The 22947-nt window shown below is 29.7% G+C and carries 22 protein-coding genes and 1 pseudogene; 8 read left to right on the top strand and 15 right to left on the bottom strand.

The genetic code is table 11. The features are described 5' to 3' along the window. The 9 genes from mutL to yfcC all read right to left on the bottom strand — a co-directional run bounded on the left by mutL (position 1) and on the right by yfcC (position 13524). Complete coding sequence (mutL, locus tag BQ4446_RS05675) at positions 1-1923, bottom strand: DNA mismatch repair endonuclease MutL (protein WP_071027438.1); 1923 nt, start codon at positions 1921-1923, stop codon at positions 1-3. Further along, positions 1924-4530, bottom strand: coding sequence for a DNA mismatch repair protein MutS (mutS, locus tag BQ4446_RS05680; protein WP_335341263.1), 2607 nt, complete (start codon positions 4528-4530; stop codon positions 1924-1926). Beyond that, positions 4511-5917 (bottom strand): tRNA (N6-isopentenyl adenosine(37)-C2)-methylthiotransferase MiaB, encoded by a 1407-nt coding sequence (gene miaB, locus BQ4446_RS05685; protein WP_071027440.1) that lies wholly within the window; start codon positions 5915-5917, stop codon positions 4511-4513. The genes mutS and miaB overlap by 20 nt, the downstream gene beginning before the upstream one ends. A 73-nt stretch (positions 5918-5990) precedes the next feature. Continuing rightward, on the bottom strand, positions 5991-7370 hold the full coding sequence (locus BQ4446_RS05690) for an NAD(P)/FAD-dependent oxidoreductase (RefSeq protein ID WP_071027442.1): 1380 nt from the start codon (positions 7368-7370) through the stop codon (positions 5991-5993). Between the two features lie 17 nt (positions 7371-7387). Further along, complete coding sequence (locus tag BQ4446_RS05695) at positions 7388-7969, bottom strand: HD domain-containing protein (protein WP_071027444.1); 582 nt, start codon at positions 7967-7969, stop codon at positions 7388-7390. Positions 7970-8067: 98 nt separating this feature from the next. After that, positions 8068-9480, bottom strand: a complete 1413-nt coding sequence (locus tag BQ4446_RS05700; protein WP_071027446.1) for an alanine/glycine:cation symporter family protein — start codon at positions 9478-9480, stop codon at positions 8068-8070. Positions 9481-9495: 15 nt separating this feature from the next. Next, positions 9496-10422 carry a glutaminase A gene (glsA, locus tag BQ4446_RS05705; protein ID WP_071027448.1) on the bottom strand — a complete coding sequence of 309 codons (927 nt, stop codon included), beginning with the start codon at positions 10420-10422 and terminating at the stop codon, positions 9496-9498. Positions 10423-10537: 115 nt separating this feature from the next. Further along, positions 10538-11725, bottom strand: a complete 1188-nt coding sequence (iadA, locus tag BQ4446_RS05710; RefSeq protein ID WP_083329042.1) for a beta-aspartyl-peptidase — start codon at positions 11723-11725, stop codon at positions 10538-10540. A gap of 11 nt (positions 11726-11736) precedes the next feature. Then, on the bottom strand, positions 11737-13524 hold the full coding sequence (yfcC, locus tag BQ4446_RS05715; RefSeq protein WP_071027450.1) for a putative basic amino acid antiporter YfcC: 1788 nt from the start codon (positions 13522-13524) through the stop codon (positions 11737-11739). A gap of 239 nt (positions 13525-13763) precedes the next feature. Here yfcC and BQ4446_RS05720 point away from each other — a divergent pair, with 239 nt between their 5' ends. From BQ4446_RS05720 to yfcE, 3 genes are read left to right on the top strand one after another with little or no spacing between them, the layout of a single operon-like run. Then, complete coding sequence (locus BQ4446_RS05720) at positions 13764-14882, top strand: sodium ion-translocating decarboxylase subunit beta (protein ID WP_071027451.1); 1119 nt, start codon at positions 13764-13766, stop codon at positions 14880-14882. A gap of 4 nt (positions 14883-14886) precedes the next feature. Next, positions 14887-15012, top strand: a complete 126-nt coding sequence (locus BQ4446_RS08125; RefSeq protein WP_083329043.1) for an OadG family protein — start codon at positions 14887-14889, stop codon at positions 15010-15012. An 8-nt stretch (positions 15013-15020) separates the two neighbouring features. Next, positions 15021-15527: a phosphodiesterase gene (gene yfcE / locus BQ4446_RS05725; protein WP_071027453.1), complete on the top strand. Its 507-nt coding sequence runs from the start codon at positions 15021-15023 to the stop codon at positions 15525-15527. 19 nt (positions 15528-15546) lie between these two features. On the opposite strand, the gene BQ4446_RS05730 is transcribed toward yfcE, so the two are convergent. The 4 genes from BQ4446_RS05730 to BQ4446_RS05745 form a co-directional block, all read right to left on the bottom strand. Further along, on the bottom strand, positions 15547-16035 hold the full coding sequence (locus tag BQ4446_RS05730) for a methyltransferase family protein (protein ID WP_071027455.1): 489 nt from the start codon (positions 16033-16035) through the stop codon (positions 15547-15549). A gap of 1 nt (position 16036) precedes the next feature. Beyond that, positions 16037-16426 (bottom strand): methylated-DNA--[protein]-cysteine S-methyltransferase, encoded by a 390-nt coding sequence (locus tag BQ4446_RS05735; protein ID WP_167632537.1) that lies wholly within the window; start codon positions 16424-16426, stop codon positions 16037-16039. A gap of 168 nt (positions 16427-16594) precedes the next feature. Next, entirely contained in the window at positions 16595-16942 is a 348-nt protein-coding gene (locus BQ4446_RS05740; protein WP_071027458.1) for a Spx/MgsR family RNA polymerase-binding regulatory protein, read from the bottom strand. Next, complete coding sequence (locus BQ4446_RS05745; RefSeq protein ID WP_071027460.1) at positions 16939-17508, bottom strand: flavin reductase family protein; 570 nt, start codon at positions 17506-17508, stop codon at positions 16939-16941. The genes BQ4446_RS05740 and BQ4446_RS05745 overlap by 4 nt, the downstream gene beginning before the upstream one ends. Positions 17509-17692: 184 nt before the next feature. Here BQ4446_RS05745 and BQ4446_RS05750 point away from each other — a divergent pair, with 184 nt between their 5' ends. From BQ4446_RS05750 to BQ4446_RS08625, 4 genes are all read left to right on the top strand, one after another. Next, positions 17693-18133: a LytTR family DNA-binding domain-containing protein gene (locus BQ4446_RS05750; protein ID WP_071027462.1), complete on the top strand. Its 441-nt coding sequence runs from the start codon at positions 17693-17695 to the stop codon at positions 18131-18133. A gap of 9 nt (positions 18134-18142) precedes the next feature. Continuing rightward, positions 18143-18577, top strand: coding sequence for a DUF3021 domain-containing protein (locus BQ4446_RS05755; RefSeq protein ID WP_071027463.1), 435 nt, complete (start codon positions 18143-18145; stop codon positions 18575-18577). A 437-nt stretch (positions 18578-19014) separates the two neighbouring features. Further along, positions 19015-19293, top strand: coding sequence for a Ppx/GppA phosphatase family protein (locus BQ4446_RS08620; protein ID WP_280630413.1), 279 nt, complete (start codon positions 19015-19017; stop codon positions 19291-19293). A gap of 521 nt (positions 19294-19814) precedes the next feature. Continuing rightward, positions 19815-20147, top strand: coding sequence for a hypothetical protein (locus BQ4446_RS08625; RefSeq protein WP_245149706.1), 333 nt, complete (start codon positions 19815-19817; stop codon positions 20145-20147). On the opposite strand, the pseudogene BQ4446_RS08135 reads toward BQ4446_RS08625, so the two are convergent. Further along, positions 20067-20423 (bottom strand): annotated as a pseudogene (locus tag BQ4446_RS08135) (metallophosphoesterase family protein); the annotation flags it as partial. The gene BQ4446_RS08625 and the pseudogene BQ4446_RS08135 sit on opposite strands and share 81 nt — an antisense overlap. 296 nt (positions 20424-20719) lie before the next feature. On the opposite strand from BQ4446_RS08135, the gene BQ4446_RS05770 reads away from it, so the two are divergent. Then, positions 20720-22315, top strand: coding sequence for a potassium/proton antiporter (locus tag BQ4446_RS05770; RefSeq protein WP_071027469.1), 1596 nt, complete (start codon positions 20720-20722; stop codon positions 22313-22315). Between the two features lie 217 nt (positions 22316-22532). Here BQ4446_RS05770 and BQ4446_RS05775 read toward each other — a convergent pair whose 3' ends face one another. Beyond that, the gene (locus BQ4446_RS05775) at positions 22533-22820 is read right to left on the bottom strand and encodes a hypothetical protein (protein WP_071027471.1); all 288 of its coding nucleotides are present in this window, start codon (positions 22818-22820) and stop codon (positions 22533-22535) included. Positions 22821-22947 lie beyond the last annotated feature (127 nt).

Genomic DNA, 22947 nt, shown 5'->3' on the forward strand with positions numbered 1-22947 from the left:
TTATTCCCTTAAAAATAGTTTGGCAATTGTATCTTCTTTAATGTCAATAATTGTTGGCCTTCCATGGGGGCATGTATAAGGATTTTCACAGCGAATTAAGGACTTTATTAGTTCCTTAACCTCCAAATCTGAAAGGATATCTCCTGCTTTTACGGCTTTTTTACAGGCTCTTTTCATTACTTTATACATATCTGCCTCATAATTGGTCTTAATATTGTCATCAAGAGAACTAATTATATCTCTTATAAAGTTCACATATGTTGGCATACCGAAAATCATAGGTACTTCTCTTAAAATTATGGCATTTTCGCCAAAGGCTTCAATTGAAAATCCAAGCTTTTCAAAAAGATTATAATACTTTGATAGCTTGAGAAATTCTTGGCCTGTAAGTTCAATAATTTCAGGTTTCAAGAGAATTTGCGAATTGATTTTTTCATTAAGATACTGATTTTTATATTTTTCATACATTACCCTTTCATGGGCTGCGTGTTGGTCAACCAAATATAGGATTTTTTTGTCCTTATTTTCAAGGATTATAAAGGTATTAAATAGTATTCCAACAATTCTAGTGTTTAAAAGGTTTTTGTCAATTACTTCTTCATCCATTAAAAATGAATTATTATTTATTTCTTTATAGCCATTGGAAGTTATATCATCAAAGTTATCCTCTTCACCTTCTTTTGATTCCTCTTTAAAAAATTCATTAGTATTTTCAGCAGCTATAAAAAAGTTTTTATCAAGATTAGAATCTTCAAAAAGAGTTGGATTATCCTCAAGACTTTTTAATTCAAAAGTCTTTTCTGAATTTTTAAGATCAAGATTTTCTGAACTTGCAATATTTTCTTCATTTGTACATTTTTTGCCATTTTCCTGGATAAATATTTGGAATACATTTAAGTTTTTTTGATTTTTTTCTTCCTTAATTTCTCTTAACGACCTATTTGGATATAAAACTTCATCAATCATTTCCCTTAAAATAGCAAGCAAATTATTGTCATCTGAAAGTTTTACCTCATGTTTTTTTGGATGAATATTTACATCAATTAGTTTTGGATCAATGTCTATAAAAAGAATAAATACAGGAAACCTATTTAAGGGAATTAGTGACTTATAAGCCTTTTCAATTTCTTTTGAAATGTCTCTATTTCTAACAAATCTACCGTTAATATAAATATATTCAAAATTTCTATTTGATCTAAAAAGCTTATTATTGGAAAAATAAGCCTTAATTTTATAGGTTTCACTGGCAAAAGATTTTTCAATAAGATTTCCTGCAATTTCTCTGCCTAAGATATTTAAAATATGATCCTTAAAATTTTTTGTTTCATAAGATTTTAAAAGGGTTTTTCCATCTTTTATTAAGTTTATAGAAACATCCGGAGTCCCAAGAGCAATCTTTTGAACTAAATCGAATATAAGAGAAAATTCATATTTATCATTATTTAAAAATTTTTTTCTTACTGGGGTGTTATAAAAGATGTCTTCCACATAAAAAGTAGAGCCCTTTGTCATACCAACATTGGATTTGTCAGTTATCTTTCCATTTATTATTGTAGATGAAGTTCCTGAAATTTCTCCTTCTCTTTTAGTTAAAAGTTTAATTTTGGAAATACTTGAAATGCTGGCAAGAGCCTCTCCCCTAAATCCTAAAGTATAAAGACTTTGAAGGTCTTCAATTTCTTTAATTTTTGAAGTTGAATGTCTTAAAAAGGCTTTTTCAATTTCATCTAAAGAAAAGCCTTCACCATCATCTGTAACTCTAAGAAATTCTGTTGGTGAATTTCTTAGCTCCACAGTTACATTTCTCGCTCCCGCATCAATAGAATTTTCTAAAAGCTCCTTTACTATTGAAGCAGGATTTTCTATTATTTCTCCTGCTGATATTTTGGAAATAGTATTGTCATCAAGTAATATTATTGACATCTAAACCTCCTTAGATTTTTCTATTAATTCATTTAAAATGCTAAAGGCAGTCATAGGAGAAATATTATTTATGTCAAGTTTTTGAATTTCTCCTATAAATTTATCCCTTTTGGGATTTGATTTTAAAATGTGATGGTCTTCTACCTTATTAATCTCAAAGTTTTTTTTGTCTATAGAATTCTTTTCAAGACTACTTAAAATTTCCTTGGATCTTTCTATAATATTTTCATTTATGCCAGCTAGTCTAGCCACATCAATTCCATAAGAGTGGTTTGAATAGCCTTCAATTATTTTTCTTAAAAAGATAATCTTGTCCTCTTCTTTTTTTACAGCTATTGTAAGGTTTGATATACATTTATAGGCATTTGCAAGAGCACATAGTTCGTGGTAATGGGTTGCAAAAAGTGTTTTAGCCTTTAGTTCTGATGCTATATATTCTAGGATTGCATAAGCAAGAGAAAGACCGTCATAAGTTGATGTTCCCCTTCCAACCTCATCTAAAATTAAAAGGGATTTTGAAGTGGCATTTTCTGTTATATTGGCAACTTCTTTCATCTCCACCATAAAAGTGGATTGGCCCATGGCTAAATTGTCTGATGCCCCAATTCTTGTAAAAACCCTATCTAAAATTGAAATATTTGCAGAGTCACAGGGGACAAAGGATCCAATGTGAGCCATTATTGCTATTAGAGCAACTTGCCTCATGTAAGTAGATTTACCAGCCATATTGGGTCCGGTTATGATAAGAATCATATTATCTTCAAGATCTAAATAGGTGTCATTGGGAACAAAAAGCTCTCCCTTAAAATTTTCTTCAACAATTGGGTGTCTTCCCCCAATTATTTCTATAATTCCTTTTTTGTTTAGCCTAGGCCTTTTATAATTATTAAGCCTTGAAACTTCGCTTAGGGAATATAAGCAGTCAATTTCAGAGATGCTAATTGCAAGATTTTGGATCCTTACAATATTTCTAAGTAGCATATCTTTTAAACTATTTAAAATTTGAAGTTGAAGCTCCTCTGCCTTATCCTTTGACATAATTATTTTACTTTCCATATTTTTAAGTTTAATAGAAAAGTATCTTTCATTAGTCACTAGGGTCTGTTTTCTTATATAATCATCTGGAACTTGGTCAAGATTTGACTTTGTAATTTCTATAAAGTATCCCAAAATTTTATTGTATTTAATTTTAAGATTTTTAATGCCAGTTCTTTCTCTTTCTTCCATTTCAAGATTTAGTATCCAATTTTTACCATCTTCTTTGGCTTCAAAAATTTCGTCAATTTCATTTGAATATCCTTTTTTTATTATTCTTTGGTCTTCTATGATAGCAGGAGGATCCTCAATTAAGATTTCTTCAATAGTATTTGAAATTTCACTTAAGTCTTCAATTTTATCAGCCAAAAGTTTTAGTTTTTTGTCTTCTATATTTAAAAGATTTTTAATTTTTAAAGCTAAAGTTATTGTGTATTTTAAAGCATTAATTTCCTTTGGATTAATTGTTTTATTAGTAATTTTAATGCTCAGCCTTTCAATATCATATATTCCTTTAAGACATTCACCTAAATCACTGGAAAGCAAGAGGTCTTCATTCAAGTTTTCAATAAAATCTTCTCTTAAAGTTATTTTTTCTATATCAGTTAATGGAGATGACAACCATTTTTTTAAAAGTCTTGATCCCATTGATGTTTTACACTTGTCAAGAATTTCTAAAAGAGATCCCTTTTTATTACCGCTATTTAAACCTTTTATAATTTCAAGATTTCTCTTTGAATTTTCATCAAGAATTAAATTATTGTCATTATAATAATAAATGAAATTATTAATATGATTTAGATGAATTTTTTGAGTTGTAGCCAAATAATCAATAAGTAAAATTAGGGACTTATTTGTCCTTAGACCTAGCTCCTTAAATTTATCAAAGGATTCTTTTAATAAATTGTTTTTTGCAAGGTCATAGATATCAATTTTATCAATTTCTTTATTACTATAGGTATTTATACAAAAGTCCTCTGAAATAAATTTCTTAAAAATCTTCTTCTCATAATCATTAATTAAAATTTCAGATGGCATTATTTTATAGATTTCATCACGCAAGAATAGATAAAGCTTTTCCTTATTTAAGGCCGTTTTTGAAGTGTAATAAAGCTCTCCTGTTGAAAAATCAGTATAGGATATAAAAATTTTATAGTCTTCTATATATATACTCATTAAATAATTATTTTCATCACCCCTAAGATATTCATTATCTGTAAAGGTGCCAGGAGTTACAATTTTAGTTACGGCTCTTTTTACAAGGCCATTGGCAAGTTTGGGGTCCTCTATTTGATCACAAATTGTCACCTTATATCCCTTATTAATTAATTTTGAAATATATGAATCACTAACATGATATGGTATGCCACACATAGGCGCTTTTTGAGCAAAGCCAGCATCTCTTTTTGTAAGGGCTATTTCAAGTTCTTTAGATGCAAGGATTGCATCATCAAAAAACATTTCATAAAAATCCCCAAGTCTAAAAAATAGTATAGAATCAGGGTATTTTTCTTTAGTTTCCAAATACTGTTTCATCATTGGGGTTAGTTTTTTAGTTTCCAATTTTTTCACCAACTAATGAAAATGAGTTAAAATCAGTTATTTTAACATCTATAATCTTTCCAATATCTTCCTTAGTCCCTGTAAAGTTCACGAGCTTAAATTCATCATTTCTGCCTTGGACTTTTGTATCATCTTTTTTTGAAATATCCTCTACTAAAACTTTTACATCCCTATTTAAAAATTTCTTATTTTTTTCATATTGAATGGGATATAGGATATCAAGAAGTCTTTGAAATCTATCGTGTTTTATCTTATCTGGCACTTGGTTCGGACTTTTGGCGGCAGGAGTTCCCCCTCTCATAGAATATAAGAAAGTGAAAGAAGTGTCATATTTCACTTCTTTAACAAGGGACAAGGTTTGGTCAAAATCTTCCTCAGTTTCTCCTGGAAAGCCAACCATTATATCTGTAGAAAGTGCAATATTAGGATTTACAGTTTTTATCTTATCAATTTTTCTTAAATAGTCTTCCTTTGTATATCTCCTATTCATTAGTTTTAAAACTCTTGATGAACCAGCTTGAACAGGAAGATGGAGAAAATTGCAAAGGTGGTCTAAATCTTTAAAGGCATATATTAACTCGTCGGATATATCCTTGGGGTGAGATGTCATAAATCTTATTCTTTCAATGCCATCTATGTCATTTATTTTATATAAAAGCTCTGCAAAGGAAATTTTATTGTCAAGATTTTTTCCATAGGAATTTACGTTTTGACCTAAAAGCGTGATTTCCTTTGAACCCTTTTGGACAAGGCCTTTTATTTCATTAATTATATCTTCAGGTCTTCTGCTTGCTTCCCTTCCCCGAGTGTAGGGTACGATGCAAAAAGTACAGAAATTATTGCAACCATACATAATGTTCACATAGGACTTGTATGAATAAAGTCTATTTGCACCTAAATTGTTGTCGAGATCAGAATATTTATTTTCTATATCTAATGCCAGTTTTTCGCCATTATAGGACTCAAATAAAAGTTCTGGAAGTTTCCATATATTATTGGTACCAAAAATAATATCCACATTTTCAAACTTATCAATAACATAATTTCTGGATTCTTCTCTTTGCATCATACAGCCACAAACAGCGATTTTCAAATTCTTATTTTCTTCCTTAAGGCGTTTAAAATTACCAAGCTGGCCATAAACTTTATCTTCAGCACTGTGCCTTACTGAGCAGGTATTTAAAATTATTAAATTTGCAAGATTATCATCTTCAGTTAATTTATAACCCATTTTATTTAAAAGCCATTTAATTTTTTCTGAATCATGTTCATTCATTTGGCAGCCATGGGTTATAACTTTTGCAAATAGCAAATTATTTGTTATGTCCTTAACTTTTCTTATATATTCATTAACACTATTTTCAAAAGTACTAATTAAATCTAAATTTGAATTCAAAATATCCCTCATTTCATAATATTTTATTATATCATAAAGCCCATAAAAATAGAGAGAATTTTAAAAATCCTCTCTAAGAAAGTAAGTCATTTAAATATCTTGCAACATAAACTCCGCAGGCCGATGCTTGTGAAAGAGAATGGGTTGCTCCGCCTCCGTCACCAACAACAAAAAGCCCTTTCTTTGCAGTTTCAAAATTATTGTCCGTTTCAACTTTTGAATTATAAAATTTAACTTCCACTCCGTATAAGAGTGTATCATCATTTGCAGTTCCCGGTGCAATTTTATCAAGGGCATAGATCATTTCAATTATAGAATCTAACTGCCTTTTAGGAATTACAAGGGAAAGATCGCCCGCTGTTGCTTTCAAGGTGGGTACTGTAAAACATTTATCCATCCTTCTCTTGTCACTTCTTCTACCCTTTACCAAATCTCCAAATCTTTGGAGAAGAACTCCCCCACCTAACATATTTGAAAGCCTTGCAATAGATTCTCCATATTCATTGGAGTCCTTAAAAGGTTCAGTAAATTTATTGGAAACGAGAAGGGCAAAATTTGTATTTTCGCTTTGAAGTTTAGGGTCAGAATAGGCATGACCATTAACAGTTATAATTCCATTAGTATTTTCTGCCACAACTTGACCATAGGGATTCATACAAAAGGTTCTTACTAAATCATTGTAGCCCTTAGTTTGGTAGACAATTTTTGATTCATAAACGGCATCTGTAATATGTTTAAAAACTTCTGCTGGAAGCTCAACTCTAACACCAATATCAACTTGATTTGAATATAAGTCAATTTTAAGTTTTTTGCAGATTTGAGAAATCCATTTTGAACCAGATCTGCCAGATGCCAGTACAAGCTTTTTGCAAGAATATTCCTTCCCCTTATTTGTCCTAACTATATATTCATCGTCTTTAAAATCTATATCTACAGCTAGAGTTTTAAATAACATATCAATATTATCTTTTGTGTAATTATATATTTTTTCAAGAATTTTTACATTCCTATCAGTTCCAAAGTGTCTAACCTTAGCATCTAAAAGATGAAGGTCATTTTTTAAAGCTAGGGTCTTTAAATTTGAATTTGAAGTTTGATAGAGTTTTGATTCGTGGCTGTCAAAAGAACATAAGACGCTATCCACATATTCCATAAGTTCAAGAGCCCTATCCCTTCCAACATATTTATGCATTTCGCCGCCAAAATTTGTAGTAATATTATATTTACCATCAGATAAAGTTCCCGCTCCCCCATATCCATTCATAATATTGCAGGGTACGCATCCTATACATTTTTCAACTTTTCCGGTTTTAATTGGACAAAGCCTTTCAGTTATAACATTTCCCTTATCTATAACTAAAACATTTAATTTGCTTTTTAATTTTGTAAATTCATAGGAAGCAAAAACTCCGCTTGCTCCATTGCCAATTATTATTACATCATAGTTACTCATATTTACCCCTACTTAATTTATTCTATATCTTCTTTTGAAAAGTAATTATCTATTAGTCCCTTGACATATGAAAAAATCTCTTCAGAAGAATCTTTTAAATTTTCAATTCTTCCCAAAACTTTTTCTCTAGGAATATTGTGAGTTTTCCATGTTCCGCCATGACCAAAATAATTTAAAATCATGGGATTAATTCTATCAATTAAATTTGCAAATTTAGCTTCTTCAGTTTGACAGTCTTCAAATTCATTATAAAGATCTTTATAAAATTTTTCTTTGTGAGGACTTAAAAGGGCAAAAATTCTATTTGCAGCTTTTTGCTCACGGTCATATTTTGACTTATATCCTTCTTCATCATAAGCAAAAGTATCTCCTGCATCAATTTCCACTAAATCATGGATAAGCATCATTTTTATAACCTTATTTATATCTATATTTTTATCGGCATATTCTCCCAAAATCATAGCCATTATTGTTACATAAAAAGAATGTTCCGCATCATTTTCCCTACGGTCATTTGTTAAATTTCTTGTTTCCCTTTGAATAGACTTCATTTTATCCATTTCTAAAATAAAATCCATATCTTTTTCTAAATTTTTCATTTTAATTTCCTTTCACTTCAAGACTAACATAATTATAGCACGTTTTTAAGCATAAAAAAATTAACCAAGGCCGAAGCCTTGGTTATTAATAATAAAAATTAAGACCAGTAGTCAAGCTTTTCGCTAATACCAATGTCTGCAGAATGGAAAACTGGATTTCTGCCAGTTTTCTTTTGTTTTTCATAATCTTTAAGACAGGCGATTGCTCTATTACCTAAAATTAAAATTGTAGGTAAATTTATTATTGCCATAATTCCCATTAGTAGGTCAGAGATATCCCATGCTAAAGTTGCTTCTTGTGTTGCACCAAATAAAATTATTATTGCTGCAATAATTCTATAGACAATCATAAAGTTTTTAGATGGTTGTTTGCCATTAATATAAGCAAGGTTAGTATCAACATAGAATAGATTTCCTATTAGGGTTGTAAAGGCAAAAAGTACAAGTGAAAAGCAAATGAAGTGGTTACCAAAAGATCCCATAAAAGTAGTAAGAGCTTTTTGAACATATGGAGCTCCACTTAATTCTGCATTTGGTTCTACTCCGGAACTTAAGCACATAAAAGCTGTTGCTGAACATATTAAAAGCGTATCAATAAATACTGAAAGCATTTGAACAAGACCTTGTTTAACAGGGTGAGAAACATCAGCTGAGGCTGCTGCATTTGGTGCAGAACCAATACCAGCTTCATTTGAATATAGTCCTCTCTTAATACCGTACATCATTGATGAAGAAGCAATTGCTCCAAATATAGCTTTAAAATTAAATGCATCAGAAAAAATTCTTGAAAATACTGTTGGCATACAAGAAATATTAAGTATAATCATTAAAATTGCAACTATAATATAAATTACGCCCATAATAGGAACAAGAGTTGAAGTAAATTTTATAATTCTTTTTCCACCACCAAGGATACAGTAAGCTGTAATAAGAGCAAGCACAACACCAATAATCCAAGGAGTAACCTTAGGATCATAAAAACTATAGGCCATAAAACTTGTTTGTAAGTTAAAAGCTGCAAGCATATTAAAGCCAATTGCATAAGTTGCAATTAAAGAAATGGAAAAAACCACTCCAAGAGTTCTTGATTTTAAAGCTTGTTCAATATAGTATGAAGGACCACCGTAGGAATTTCCTTCATTATCTCTTTTTTTATACATTTGAGCTAAAGTTGATTCAATAAAAGCTGAAGCTCCGCCAATGATAGCAACAATCCACATCCAAAAAACCGCTCCATAGCCTCCAAGACAAATTGCTGTTGATACACCAACAATATTTCCTGTACCAACTCTTGATGCAGTTGAAACCATAAGAGCTTGGAAGGAAGATACGGCTCCTTCCTTTTCAGGTTTTTCCATAACTACATTTATTGCTTCTTTTAAAAGTCTACCTTGTAAAAATTTAGTCCTAATTGTGAAATATAATCCGATACATAGTAGTAAAACAACTAATAACGGATAATAAATAAAATTATTAATGGGTTCTATAATACCCTTTAAAGTTTCTACCATAATAACCTCCAATTGTTAATAAATATTTAATTTTAATTCTTTAGAAATACTTTCTAGCATTCTAGTTCCTACATAGGAATTGCCATGGGAATCAAGTCCAGGACAATAAACTCCTATACCATAACCAGCTTTTGATGCAGTAACAATTCCTCCGCCAACTCCACTTTTAGCTGGAAGACCTATTCTAATGGCAAAATCACCAGAATAGTCATAAGTACCACAGGTTGCCATTAAAGTTCTTATAATACATGCATGGTCTGGATCAATTACTTGTTTGTTTTCTATGTCTTTGCCATTTCTGGACAAAATAAAACTTAATCTTGAAAGATCTACAGCATCAACAAGAATTGAACAACTTTTAAAATAAGTATTAAGTAAATCTTCTACATTTATTTCTCTATCAATAATTTCATTATTTAAGAGCATATATGTCAATGCACGATTTGCAAAGGCACTAGAACTTTCAGAGGAATAAATACTTCTTGAGAAATCTAGCTTATCATCTTCTATAACTTCCCTTGCCCTATTAATAATCATATCAAAAGTATTATTGCCATATTTTTCCATTAATAGAGAACAAGCGACAATTGCTCCTGCATTGATAAAAGGATTCACAGGAATTTGTTTATTGCTTAATTCCAATTCTATAATGCTGTTAAAAGCCTTAGATGATGGTTTCACACCTATAAATTTTTTAATGTAATCAAAATCATAATTTTCTAAAACACATAGATAAATAACAATTTTAATAATACTTTGAATGGAAAATTTATATCTTGCTGACCCAACTTCATATAATTCTCCCTCTTTAGAAATAATTGCTCCCCCTGCCCTATGCTTATCTTCTTTTGCAAGTTCAGGAATATAATTGGCAGCTACACCCTTATCGGTATATTTAATAGCATAATCATAAGATTTTTGTAAAACTTCTTGAATTTTCATTTTTCACCTCCCAATTCTTAAAATTTCAATCTTATTTTACAACTTATCATATAGATTAACAAGATTAATTTATGGCAAAAAAAGTGAAAGAACTTAACCTTTCACCCTTTAAATATTATTTATTTTCAAAAACTCCATATTTAAGAATTTCTCTGTCTTTAATCATAACTTGTCCCTTGGCAATAACTGTTTCAATGTCAAGAGTATCTTTATTTAAGATACATAAATCTGCATCGAAAGCTTCTTTAATTTCACCTTTATTCTTAAATCCTAAAATCTTTGCCGGATTTATTGTAAGGGATCTTATTGCTATTTCAAGAGGGATACTTTCTTTAAAGACACATTCCTTTATAGCCTCTAAAAGGCAAGATGAAGTTCCAATGCCTATTCCTTCATAATTTCCATTTTTATCAAAAATTGGAAAAGATCCTTGACCGTCAGAAGTTAAGGTGAAGTTATTAAGACTGACTCCCTCATCTATAAGTCTTTTCAGACCTTTAGAAAATCTTATTTCTCCATAGAGTTTTTCCCATAAATCTGGATCCGCATTTCCCGTGAAGTCAATATACCCACCACTTTTTGCATAGGCAACTCCATCTTCGAATAGATATTCATTTCTATTTATGTGAGTTGGCAAAAACTGGCTAATAGGGATTTCCGTTTCATCAACAACTCTTCTAATTAAATCAAGACATCTTTTGCCATCTCCTAAATGGCAATTAACAATTCCTGCTTTACCAGATAAAATTCCGCCAACTCTTGTATCAGCGACAGCTTTTACGAATTCATCAAAAGAAGGTTGAGATGATCTGTGATCTGAAATGGCAATTTCGCCAATTCCAATTATTTTATCAACTGCCATAATATCGTTAATTAAATTTGAAGTTAAAGTTTTAATTGGAAGTCTATAAGATCCGTCATAAATATAAGTTGTAAGGCCTTCTTCTTCAAGGGCCCTTGCCTTTGCAAGTAGGGCATTTGTATCCCTTGCACAGGAGTCAGTTCCTAAAACCCCAACAACAGTTGTAACTCCCGCTCTTGTCAAAATACTTAAATTGACTTCAGGCGTTCTATTTGAAAAGCCACCTTCACCGCCACCACCAATAATATGAACATGACCATCAATAAAACCAGGTACTAAAATATTTCCCTTGCCGTCAATTTCCTCTACTTCAACATAATTTTTAAGGTCAATATTTATACTTTCTTCAACGGCGGCAATTTTATCATTTAAAATTAAAAGGTCTTTTATGCCTATTGGATCGGGATTATAGATATTTACATTTCTTATTATTTTGATCAAAATTTTCACCTCTATTGAAAATTAATTCCAACAGCAATACAAATAAATATTATTCCAAGAACCATAAAGAAGGCTTGCATTTTAACTTGAAATTTAAACCATTTGCCCCAATCAATTCCTGCAACACCTAGAACACCAATTAAACTTGCTGAAACAGGTGTAAAGGCATCAACAAATCCTGCACCCATTTGATAGCATAGAACGGCAATTTGTCTTGAAATTCCAACAATATCAGCAAGAGGTGCCATAATTGGCATTGTTAAAGCTGCTTGACCTGAATTTGAAGTAACGACTAAATTGAAGAATGATTGGAAAATATACATTCCAATTGCCGCTATTACTTTCGGAACTCCATTTAATGCATTACCTACAGCAAATAATATAGTGTTTAAAGTTGAAGCAACATTTGCATCTGAACCTCCTAAAACCAAAAGAATACCTTTTGCCATACCAACAACGCAAGCCGTTCCAGCTAAATCAGCAACGCCAGCTTGAAAGGCACTAGCCATAGAATTAATGGTCATATTATTTAAATTAAAAATTATGGCAGTAATACCTGAAACAAAGCCCATAACGAAAAATTGTGAAGCTATTTCAGGAATGTAATAGCCCTTAGAAGTTACTCCCCAAATAATCCAAATTAAACCTAATAAAAGTTCTAATAAAATTAATTTATGACCCAATTTAAATTCTTTTTCTTCTTCTGTTACATTTTCATTTGAAAGTCTAAAATGAGCATCCTTTTCATGCATAGGTGAAAGTGATGGATTTTTTCTAATTTTTTCTGCATATCTCATAGTGTAGGCAGATGCTGCAGCAGTAACAACAAACCACATAATAAGTCTAAATTTTGCACCGGATAAAACAGGTACGCCTGCAATACCTTGGGCAATAGCAACTGAAAATGGACTCATCCAAGAAACTGCATTACCAACTTGTGATGCAACAAAAGTTACAGTAACTGCAACAATGGAATCATAGCCAAGGGCAATAACAAAGGGAACCATAATCATAGAAAAAGGTATAACCTCTTCAGACATACCAAAAGTTGCTCCTCCTAGAGAAAATAAAAAGAAAAACATTGGAATGGCAAGTCTTTCTGCACCCCTAGCCTTAGAAATAAATTTATAGATGCCAGCATCAATTGCGCCAGTTTGCATAATTACACCAAAGGCTCCACCAACAACTAAAATTAAAGCAACAATACCAACGGCAGTTCCATATTTGTCACCACTAACAAGACCTTCAAATAAATAATTTAGAACCCCAAAACCTCCAAAGTCATCTGTGCCCCAAAGGCCAGCAGTTTTATGTAATTTTTGAGATGTATCATACATATCAAGACCATACATACTGTAAAGGGTATCATCACTTAAGCCAATTTCGTCAAGATCAGCTTGATCATAATCTCCTGAAGCCAAAAGATCATTAAGGCCTTCCTTATCAACTTCAAGCTCATTTTCATTTTCAAGGTAAATAGATGTTGGACCATCAGCCTGACCAATTATCTTAATAGAATCTCCTTCTTGGGCAAGCTTTGCTTCATTATTTGTAAGGTCCTTTAAATTTTCATTTAAAAAATCCTTATTAAGATTATAAGAATACCTAAAGGTATCTTCCATTAATACAGTTTTTGTTTTTGTTTCCCCTTTGGAATCTAAATATTCAATATCGTGGGTAGAAAATTTACCAGCAGGTATTAAAAAAGTTAGAAGCCATGAAAAGATTACAACAAAGAAAATAATTGCATAGGTATGTGGCGTCTTAAATTTTGTAAGATCCTTTTTGTTTTTATTCATTTTGTCACTCCTTCTTAAATAATATTATAAAAAAAACAATATGCTTTTGCTATTATATCACAAATCAATCCTTTTATTTATTCAAAATATTATATATTGTTTTATAATTAATGTTGGTAAATTAAATATAAGGAAATAAATAAACTCTATAGTATTGAATTATTATTAAAGAAGTAATTCTTTATATTTTCTTGAGTAATTAAAAATTTATAGTTATAATTTATATTTAGGAGGTATGAATGAAATTATTATTTGAAGGAATTTTGAATCTTGAGCTAAATCAATGCATCATGTTTATTATTGGAGGCTTACTTATATATTTAGCAATTGCTAAGGAATATGAGCCTTCTTTATTATTGCCTATAGGTTTTGGTGCAATTTTATGTAATATACCCTTGTCATCAGCCATTGGTGATGGAGGTTTTTTAACTATTTTATATAATGTGGGTATTGCAACGGAATTATTTCCTGTCTTAATTTTTATTGCAGTTGGAGCTATGATTGACTTTAAACCCCTTATTGCTTCTCCCTTTATGTTATTTTTTGGTGCAGCAGCACAATTTGGAATCTTTGCAACAATGCTCTTTGCCCTTTCCACAGGAAGATTTTCCCTTCCAGAAGCTGCTTCAATTGGAATTATAGGTGCAGCTGATGGTCCAACATCAATCTATGTTGCCAAAGAATTTGCCCAAAATTATTTAGGACCAATTTCTGTAGCTGCTTATTCTTATATGTCGCTTGTTCCTATAATTCAGCCGCCAGTCATTAAACTATTAACGACTTCACAAGAGAGAAAAATTAGGATGAAATATACTACAGTTGAAGTTCCAAAAATTGTTGAAGTTTTATTTCCTATTATAATAACAATTATTGCAGGGATTATTGCTCCTATGTCTGTTGCCCTAATCGGAGCTCTTATGTTTGGAAATTTAATTAGGGTTTGCGGTGTATTAGAAAGGCTATCACTTTTTGCCCAAGACGGTCTTGCAAATTTAATCACAATTTTACTTGGTATAACAATTGGCGGAACAATGAGTGCAGAAGCATTTTTAAATATTAACACCTTAATGATTATGGCTATGGGCCTTGTTGCCTTTATTTTTGACACAGCAGGCGGAGTTATATTTGCTAAAATTTTGAATTTATTTTTAAAGAATAAAGTAAATCCAATGATTGGTGCAGCTGGAATTTCAGCCTTTCCTATGAGTGGAAGAGTTGTGCAAAAAATGGCAACAAAGGAAGATCCAACTAACTTTATTTTAATGCAAGCAATGAGTGCAAATGTTGCAGGACAGCTTGGATCAGTTGTTGCTGGCTCAATGATTCTTGCCCTTGTACCAATGATTTTGGGATGGTGATAAAATGGATTTAAGTATTATGGAAAAAGGTTTTGAAATTAGCATACTGGGAATGAGTGGAGTTTTTTTAGTTTTAATTTTATTTTATATTTCAACTAAAATTATGCTTAAAATTTTTTCTAAAAAATAGGTGATAATATGAAAATAGGTTTAATTTCAGATAGTCATGGTTCTTATATACAGACCAAAAAAGCACTTGAGGCTTTAGGAAAGTGTGACCATATAATTCATCTTGGAGATGTTTTATATCATGGACCAAGAAATCCAATTTTTTCAACTTATGAACCTGCCAAGCTTGCAGAGTATTTAAGAGATAAGAATATTTCTTATATTAGAGGAAATTGTGATAGTGATGTTGACCAAATGGTTACTGGAAAGAATCTAAGTCATAAGGAAAGACTTTTTGATTTCGGGGATTTAAAAATTTATGCCGTTCATGGATATGAAGAAACATTAGATGAAAGAATTTTAAGAGCCTATCATTTGGGTGCTAATACAGTTTGCTTTGGACATACCCATATAAAAACTTTGGAAAGGCATGGAGATATATTAGTAGTAAATCCTGGATCTATTTCCCTTTCAAAAGATGGACCAAATACTTGCACTCTTTATGAAAATGGAGAGTGGAAATTTATAGAATTATAAAAAAATTGAGTGAAATTAATCACTCATTTTTTCTTTTCCATGGAATTATCCTATTCACCTTTTTCTTATATTCTAAATATTCTTCTCCAAATACTTCATAAAGCCATTTCTCCTCAGTGTTAATTAAGAGCAAAGTCATATAAAAATAAAATATTATTGGAAATATTAAAAGAAGAAAATTTGCCCTAAGTAGAAGTATGCCTGTGAAAACAAATAAAAATGCTGAATATACAGGATTTCTCACATAGGCATAAACGCCATCTTTTATAAGTATATTATTTTGGGCCATATAGTTTATTCTAAACTTAAAAACAGCTAAAACCCAAAGGATAATTCCAAAAATAATTAATAGTATGCCAAGGCCTATAATAATATATCTAAAATTTTCTACTTTTGCAAAATTTAATAAGCCTTTTTTGTCCAAATATATTCCAAAAATCGTTAAAATTAAGCAGCCTATTACGTAAATAGGACCAGGCCCAAAGGCTGGAAGTTTTTTATCTTTCATTTTATTTTACAATTTTAAAATCCTTAATAGTGTTCCCTTCAAGTTCTAGAAGATTCTTCTTATTTTCAAATCCACCATCGTAATTTCCAATATTTAAATCTTTTCTTATTATCCTATGACAAGGAATAATTATAGAAATAGGATTTTTGCCAATGGCAGTTCCCACTGCCCTACTTGACATTGAATTTATATTTTTCTTAACTGCAATTTTTTCTCCAATATAACTATAAAAAGCTACTTCCCCAAAAGAAAGCTTTAAAAGATCTCCATAAACAAGTTGTCTAAAGTCTGAAATTTCTCCAAGTGAATATTTAGGTAAAAAGTGAGGATTTTCTCCCTTAAAATAAATATTAAGCCAAGAAATACTAGTTTCAAAAACTTCCTTATTCATCCTATAACTCCTTAGATTGATAGCTTTTAAATTATTTGAATTTTCAAAATAAAGACCTCTTAAAAATTCTCCATCTCCTAATAAATAAATATTAGAAAAATTATTAGGGCTTTTATAATAATAAAAATACTTCATTATCTAAATATGTATAAGGATTAAAAATAATCCTTATAGATTCTCTATGTGTTTTTTCACATCTGGTCCAACATAAACCGTATTATCATCAATTAAGATAGGTCTTTTGATTAACATAGGTTCTTCGGCAAGCATATTAAATTTTTCATCTTCTGACATATCCTTAAGCTTGTCCTTTAAATTATTTGCCTTATAAGGAGCACTACAAGTGTTAAAGAATTTTTTAACTTCAAGTCCACTTTCCTCTTGAAGTTTTTTTAGTTCATCCTTATTTAGGGTATCCTTATCAATTTCCCTATAATCAAATTCTAAATTTTTGTCATTCATTAATTTTTCCACTTTTTTACAAGTATTACAAGATTTATAGCCTACTAATTTCATTTATTTCCTCCTAATTTTTTTCCGTCAGAAAATGCCTTTCCAACTTTTTTACCTATTACATTGTAAGTTAGGTCAATGGAATTATAAGTTAAAAGTTCCATTTTTTCTACATCAATTTGCCCATTTTCATCTATATATTTTTCATCGATAGAGACATTTATAATTTCACCAACTAAGTGCTCAGTGTCTTCATGGTAGGAAAATACCTTTAGTTCAAAAGTAATTGGTAGATTTGCAATAATAGGTGCATCTACAAATTCTGATTTTTCTATCTCAAAACTTGTAGCATCAAGCTTATTTGTAACTTTATTTCCTGATGTAAGGCCAACATAGTCACAGTCTTCTAAATGCTCTAAATTTGCAAGACCAATTGTAAAAGCCTTTCTTTTTAAAAGATTTTTAACAGTCTTGTGACCTGAACTTAAATATAGAGATATTCTATTTGATTCAGCCATTGAAACCCATGCAGCATTCATGGCATTTGGACTACCATCATCATTGTAAGTTCCAATAATTGCCACAGGCTCTGGTAGTAAATAAGATTTAATTCCTAAATTTTTTCTCATAATTCCCTCCTCGCTTTCTATTTTTACCCCTTTGTTTTTTATTTTATACAATAAATTTCAATAAAATTGGGCATAAGATAAAAAGAATTACCACTTATAGTTAAATATAAACCGCTTGTAGGAATTTTGTAGCATAGAATTTTTAAAATTATATAATTTATGTAAGATAAGTTAAGGAGGAAGTATGAAAGTAGAAGTTATTATAGATGAAGAATATAAGGAAACAATAATAAAAATTTTTGCCAACTCCTATAGCAAGGATATAGAAAATTTAGAAAAATCTTTAAATTCAATAAATAATAATATCTTTATAGGCTTTGATGACGAGGATGTATATATTATTGCCGTTAAGGATATTGTGAGATTTTATACTGAAAATAATGATATTATTATTGAAGATCTTAAAAAATCATATAAATCTCGTCTTAGACTCTACGAAATTTATAGTCGCCTTGACAAGAGAAATTTCATTCAAATTTCAAGGTCTGAAATAATAAATATCTCCTTTATAAAAAAACTGGACTTATCTTTTAAGGGAACCATTGCTGTGGAATTAAAGAATGGAGAAACGACTTATGTTTCCAGAAGAAATTTAAAAGAATTTAAAAATTTATTGGGTTTTTAGGAGGTAATTATGAAAATTTTAAAAAATTTGTTAATTAGTTTTTTAATTGGAGTTGGAATTGGATCCCTTGTTGAGCTTTCAATTTCATATCTTTTAGGAGAAATTATTGTTGGAGTTCCTAATTTTTTTGAAGGTCAGTCAAATCTTGTAAATGCAAGGGCTATCGAGCTTGTGCTATATGGAGGTTTTGGGCTTGTTGGGGCCTTAGGAAGAATCTTATATGATATTGACAAGTTTTCACTTTTAGCTGCAACTTCTCTGCATTTACTTTTACTATTAATCTATTATTCCTTTGTAGGTTTTTATTTATGCTGGTTCTCAAACTTTAAAGAATTATTTTTTAGTAATCTATTGTTTATTTTAATTTTTTTAGTTATATGGTCTGGATTTTACTTTTATAATAAGAGAAGAATTGAAAAAATTAATAAAGATATTTTAAATTAGAAAGACAAGGATTTACTCCAACCCTTTTAATTTTCAAAATTAGAAATTTAATGTAAAAAAAAGACCTCTAAGAATTTTTTCCTAGGGGCCAAAATTTATTATTTTATTTTACTGGGTCAACTGCAGATTGAGGGACATAGCATGTACATGTTGTTTAATACAAGGCGATTAAGTTCTTTTTTGTTGCCATTAACTATAGCATAATTTTTGTCAATTGGGAAAATATATAATTTATCAAGGAGTTTCAAAAGAAACACGCAACAGTAGATATTGGTTCAAACACCATTAGGTTTATAATTTTTGAAGTTATTAATAATGATTTTAAGAAAATCTTAAATAAAAAATATACAGCAGGCTTAATTAATTATGTGGAATTTAAAAAGTTATCAGATAAGGCTGTAAAAAAATTAATTGAAATCCTTTAAAGTATTAAGCTTATTTGTGATGAAGTGCTCGTAGAAAGTTTTAATGCTTTTGCCACAGCTTCCCTAAGAAATATTAATAATTCTAAGGAAATTATAAGGAAGGTTAAGTATGAGTGCAAAATAGTGATTGACCTTCTGTACCAAGAAGATGAAGCAAAAATTGGGAATATTGGTATTCTTCACAATACAAAAGTCAATGAGGGCATAAGTATGGATATTGGTGGAGCTTCATCAGTAATAATTCCCAAGAAAAAAGAATTTATCCCAATTACAAATCATATAATTAAGTAGATTTCCAACAAAAAATTTAAGGATTCCTATGACACTTTAATTGGCATTGGAGGAACAATTCGTGCAACTGGCAAAATTATATCTGAACTTTGTGATAAGGATAAAAATGAATTTGATACTTATGATTTAAAAGTTTTATTAAATAATTTTAAACATAAGGATTTAGAAACTATTAGAACAGTAATAAAAGTAAATCCAAACAAAATTCATACCATAGTTCCTGGAATTTTAATTTTAAAAACTGTTTGTCAGCACTTAAATATTTAGAAAATAATTGTTTCAGAAGAAGGTTTAAGAGAAGGATATTTAATTTTTAAAGTTTTAAGAGGCGGATAATGGATAAAAAAGTTTATTTTCAAAATCGTGAAATTTCGTGGTTAAGATTTAATGAAAGAGTTTGATTTGAAGTATGTGAAGAGAAAGTTCCTCTTTTAGAAAAGTTAAAATTCATAAGTATTTTTGTATTAAATTTAGTTGATTACATTTTAATGTAAGATATTCTATTAAATCTTGTTGAAAAAATCTTTAAGGACTATGAAGTTTTAAATAAATCTGTCTTTAAGGTAACCGGAAATTTTGACTTTAAAGATGATAGAGATACCCAAGAAGAATTTGAAGACTATCAAGAATATATGAAGACTATTCTAAAAAAGAGAAAAAGACTTGAAGCCGTAAGGCCAGTTTGTCAAGAAGGAATTCCTGAGGCCTCTTTTAATTTCATTTTAGATCAAATTAATCTTGAAAAAAAGGTGGCCTTTAAAATAACATCACCCCTAAATATGAACTATGTCTTTGGAATGATTGATGAAGTTCCTATGGCCATTAAAAAGATCTTCTCTAGTAAAATTTTTTAAATTCATATAGTTTTTCATATATTTCTTTAGTTTTTCATCTTCTCTAAAGGCAAGCTGAGTATTTTTATCTACCTTTTCAAAATTTTCTATATAATAATTCAAAATCGACCTTTCAGAATCATGATTTCCAAAAGTCATAGCATAGGGAATTTTAAAAGAATCCATAAGTTTAACAAAATTTTTAAATACTTCAAGAGCCTGTGTTGAAGCAGAACATATTACATCACCAGTAAAGGCTATAAGGGCAGGTTCATTTTTTTCAATTAGTTTTTTTACTAGCTTTACAGTTTTTAAATCATTTTTTTATAGGGAAAAGTTCCTAAGTGTAAATCCGTTACTTGTAAAATTTTCAAATTATCACCTTTATATAAATTTGAGATAAATTTTATCCCAATAAATTATTTTATTTGATAAAAGTAAATTTTTTTCTTAATTTGTAAGATACGTGCAAAATTTTAATAAAAATTATAAAAAAAATTTTATTATAGTGAATAGATTCCACAATATAAAATATCCCTTTTGTTTTATAAAATTAAATGATATACTATAATTAAAATAAGAGGAGCGATTATATGAATTTATTATTAATTACACTTATTCTAATTCTCGCCCTAGTTGCCATAAAATTATCGTCAAAATCAGGCCTTCCTGCACTACTTTTATTTATTATATTAGGACTAATATTTTCAAGGCTAGGAATAGAATTTAATAATTTTCAAATAGCAGATAATATTGCTTCCATTTCCCTAATGGTAATAATGTTTTATGGTGGATTTGGTACAAATTGGTCTATGGGAAAACACGTTGCCAAAGAAGCAATGATATTATCTTCCCTTGGTGTGTTTTTAACGGCTATTCTAACTGGTATTTTTTCCTATTTTATTTTAAGGTTTCCTCTTTTAGAATCAATGCTATTAGGTTCTGTTGTTTCATCAACTGACTATGCATCAGTATCTAATATATTAGTTTCAAAAAATCTAAATTTAAAATATGGTACTGCTTCCCTTCTTGAAATAGAATCTGGATCAAACGACCCCACTGCCTATACAATGACTATGGTATTTTTATCTTTAATTTTAGGGAAAGATGTAAATGTATTTTTATTAATTTTCAAACAAGTTTTCGTTGGCATTTTAGTAGGATTTTTAGTAGGAATAATTGTAATAAAATTAATAAAACTTCTTAATTTTAATGAAGACGGACTTTTTGCAGTTTTTATTGCATCCATTATGTTTGGAACTTATGGACTTGCAGATGCCTTTGGAGGAAATGGCTATCTTGCCCTATATTTAATGGGAATTTATATTGGAAATTTTGAATATCCTGGCAAAAGGGATGTTGTTTTTTTCTATGATGGAGTTACTAGCATTGTTCAAATTGCCCTATTCTTTTTATTAGGTCTTCTTGCAGATTTTTCCCTACTTATAAAAGCCCTTCCCATTGGACTTATTTTAATGCTGTTTATGTTTTTTATAGCAAGACCCCTAACAGTTTTTTGTATAATGAAGCCCTTTAAATTAAAAAATAATCAAATGACCTTAATTTCAATTGCAGGCATAAGAGGTGCAGCAGCAATCGCCTTTGCCATAATGGCAGTAAATTCAGGAGCAAATTTTTCCATAAATCTATTTTCAATAGTATTTGTAATTTGCCTATTTTCATCCTTAATTCAAGGGGTTTTAATGCCTATATCAACAAAGGCTCTAAATATGTTTGAAGAAAATGACACAGTCTTAAGAACTTTTAACTATTATCAGGACAAGTCTGGTCTTGGATTTTTGAAAACAAAAATTATAGAAAATTCTAAATGGGCAAATAAAAAGATAAAAGACATAGAAATTGCTTTTAATATAATAGTTGCAAAAATTGAAAGAAGAGGAAGGACAATTGTCCCTCGTGGCAACACACTAATAGAAGTGGGAGATGACATTGTTTTAGGTGGTCAGGCTTATTTTGACTCATCAGGAAAAGAATTAATAGAAATAAAACTTTCAGGTAATCATGAATGGATTAATAAGGAAATTAAAGATATAAAAGTTGATCCAAATGAATTAATAATAATGCTACAAAAACCTACAGGACAAATAGTCGTACCAAGTGGCGATACAAAATTAGAAGAAAATGACAGAATAGTAATTTTAAATGCAGACAAGACTATTAAAAAATAATTATGACCTACTTAATCATAATAAAAATAATCCTTACTTATATTATGATAAATAAGGATTTATAGATTCTGATAATCTGCTGTGTAAATTAAATATTGTTTTTTTCTATTAAAGGATTCTGCCTTAATTCTGTTAAATTATTTTTCCAATATATATCCATCCTTGGATTTTATGTCGTTCATGTAAATTCTTCTGTATTTATAGAAACTACATCTTTCTATAAAACATCTCCAAATTTAAAGGGAGAAAAATTATCATAAAAATATTTTTCATCTAAAATAAAGGCTATATCTTTTTTAAAGACTTTTCCAAAGTTTCTAAAAATATAAATTATCCAAAAAACTATATAAATAAAGGCCAGGGAATTTACTAGAGTTTTTAGTGTGCCATCTTGCAAGTTTTCTTCTACAATAATAATAACAAGTGGCATAAATCCAAAAACAAACATTAAAATTGCCTTACTCAAATAATATTCTTTAGAATAATATAATTTCAATTCTTTCATACTTTCCTCCTAAGATTATTATAGAGAAAAATTGTAAATTTATAATTTTCAAACATATAAGTTTTGTAAAGTAAATTTTATAATCCTTTAGCTGATTGTTTAGTTAACTTCTGATATAATAAAAGCA

Source organism: Peptoniphilus raoultii, from assembly GCF_900099555.1.
Lineage (GTDB): Bacteria > Bacillota > Clostridia > Tissierellales > Peptoniphilaceae > Peptoniphilus_A > Peptoniphilus_A raoultii.

Coding starts and splice junctions, on each gene's coding strand:
- mutL (WP_071027438.1), bottom strand. CDS start 1,923: ATGTCAATAATATTACTTGATGACAATACTATTTCCAAAATATCAGCA.
- BQ4446_RS05690 (WP_071027442.1), bottom strand. CDS start 7,370: ATGAGTAACTATGATGTAATAATAATTGGCAATGGAGCAAGCGGAGTT.
- BQ4446_RS05695 (WP_071027444.1), bottom strand. CDS start 7,969: ATGAAAAATTTAGAAAAAGATATGGATTTTATTTTAGAAATGGATAAA.
- BQ4446_RS05700 (WP_071027446.1), bottom strand. CDS start 9,480: ATGGTAGAAACTTTAAAGGGTATTATAGAACCCATTAATAATTTTATT.
- glsA (WP_071027448.1), bottom strand. CDS start 10,422: ATGAAAATTCAAGAAGTTTTACAAAAATCTTATGATTATGCTATTAAA.
- yfcC (WP_071027450.1), bottom strand. CDS start 13,524: ATGAATAAAAACAAAAAGGATCTTACAAAATTTAAGACGCCACATACC.
- BQ4446_RS05720 (WP_071027451.1), top strand. CDS start 13,764: ATGAAATTATTATTTGAAGGAATTTTGAATCTTGAGCTAAATCAATGC.
- BQ4446_RS08125 (WP_083329043.1), top strand. CDS start 14,887: ATGGATTTAAGTATTATGGAAAAAGGTTTTGAAATTAGCATACTGGGA.
- yfcE (WP_071027453.1), top strand. CDS start 15,021: ATGAAAATAGGTTTAATTTCAGATAGTCATGGTTCTTATATACAGACC.
- BQ4446_RS05730 (WP_071027455.1), bottom strand. CDS start 16,035: ATGAAAGATAAAAAACTTCCAGCCTTTGGGCCTGGTCCTATTTACGTA.
- BQ4446_RS05735 (WP_167632537.1), bottom strand. CDS start 16,426: ATGAATAAGGAAGTTTTTGAAACTAGTATTTCTTGGCTTAATATTTAT.
- BQ4446_RS05740 (WP_071027458.1), bottom strand. CDS start 16,942: ATGAAATTAGTAGGCTATAAATCTTGTAATACTTGTAAAAAAGTGGAA.
- BQ4446_RS05745 (WP_071027460.1), bottom strand. CDS start 17,508: ATGAGAAAAAATTTAGGAATTAAATCTTATTTACTACCAGAGCCTGTG.
- BQ4446_RS05750 (WP_071027462.1), top strand. CDS start 17,693: ATGAAAGTAGAAGTTATTATAGATGAAGAATATAAGGAAACAATAATA.
- BQ4446_RS05755 (WP_071027463.1), top strand. CDS start 18,143: ATGAAAATTTTAAAAAATTTGTTAATTAGTTTTTTAATTGGAGTTGGA.
- BQ4446_RS05770 (WP_071027469.1), top strand. CDS start 20,720: ATGAATTTATTATTAATTACACTTATTCTAATTCTCGCCCTAGTTGCC.
- BQ4446_RS05775 (WP_071027471.1), bottom strand. CDS start 22,820: ATGAAAGAATTGAAATTATATTATTCTAAAGAATATTATTTGAGTAAG.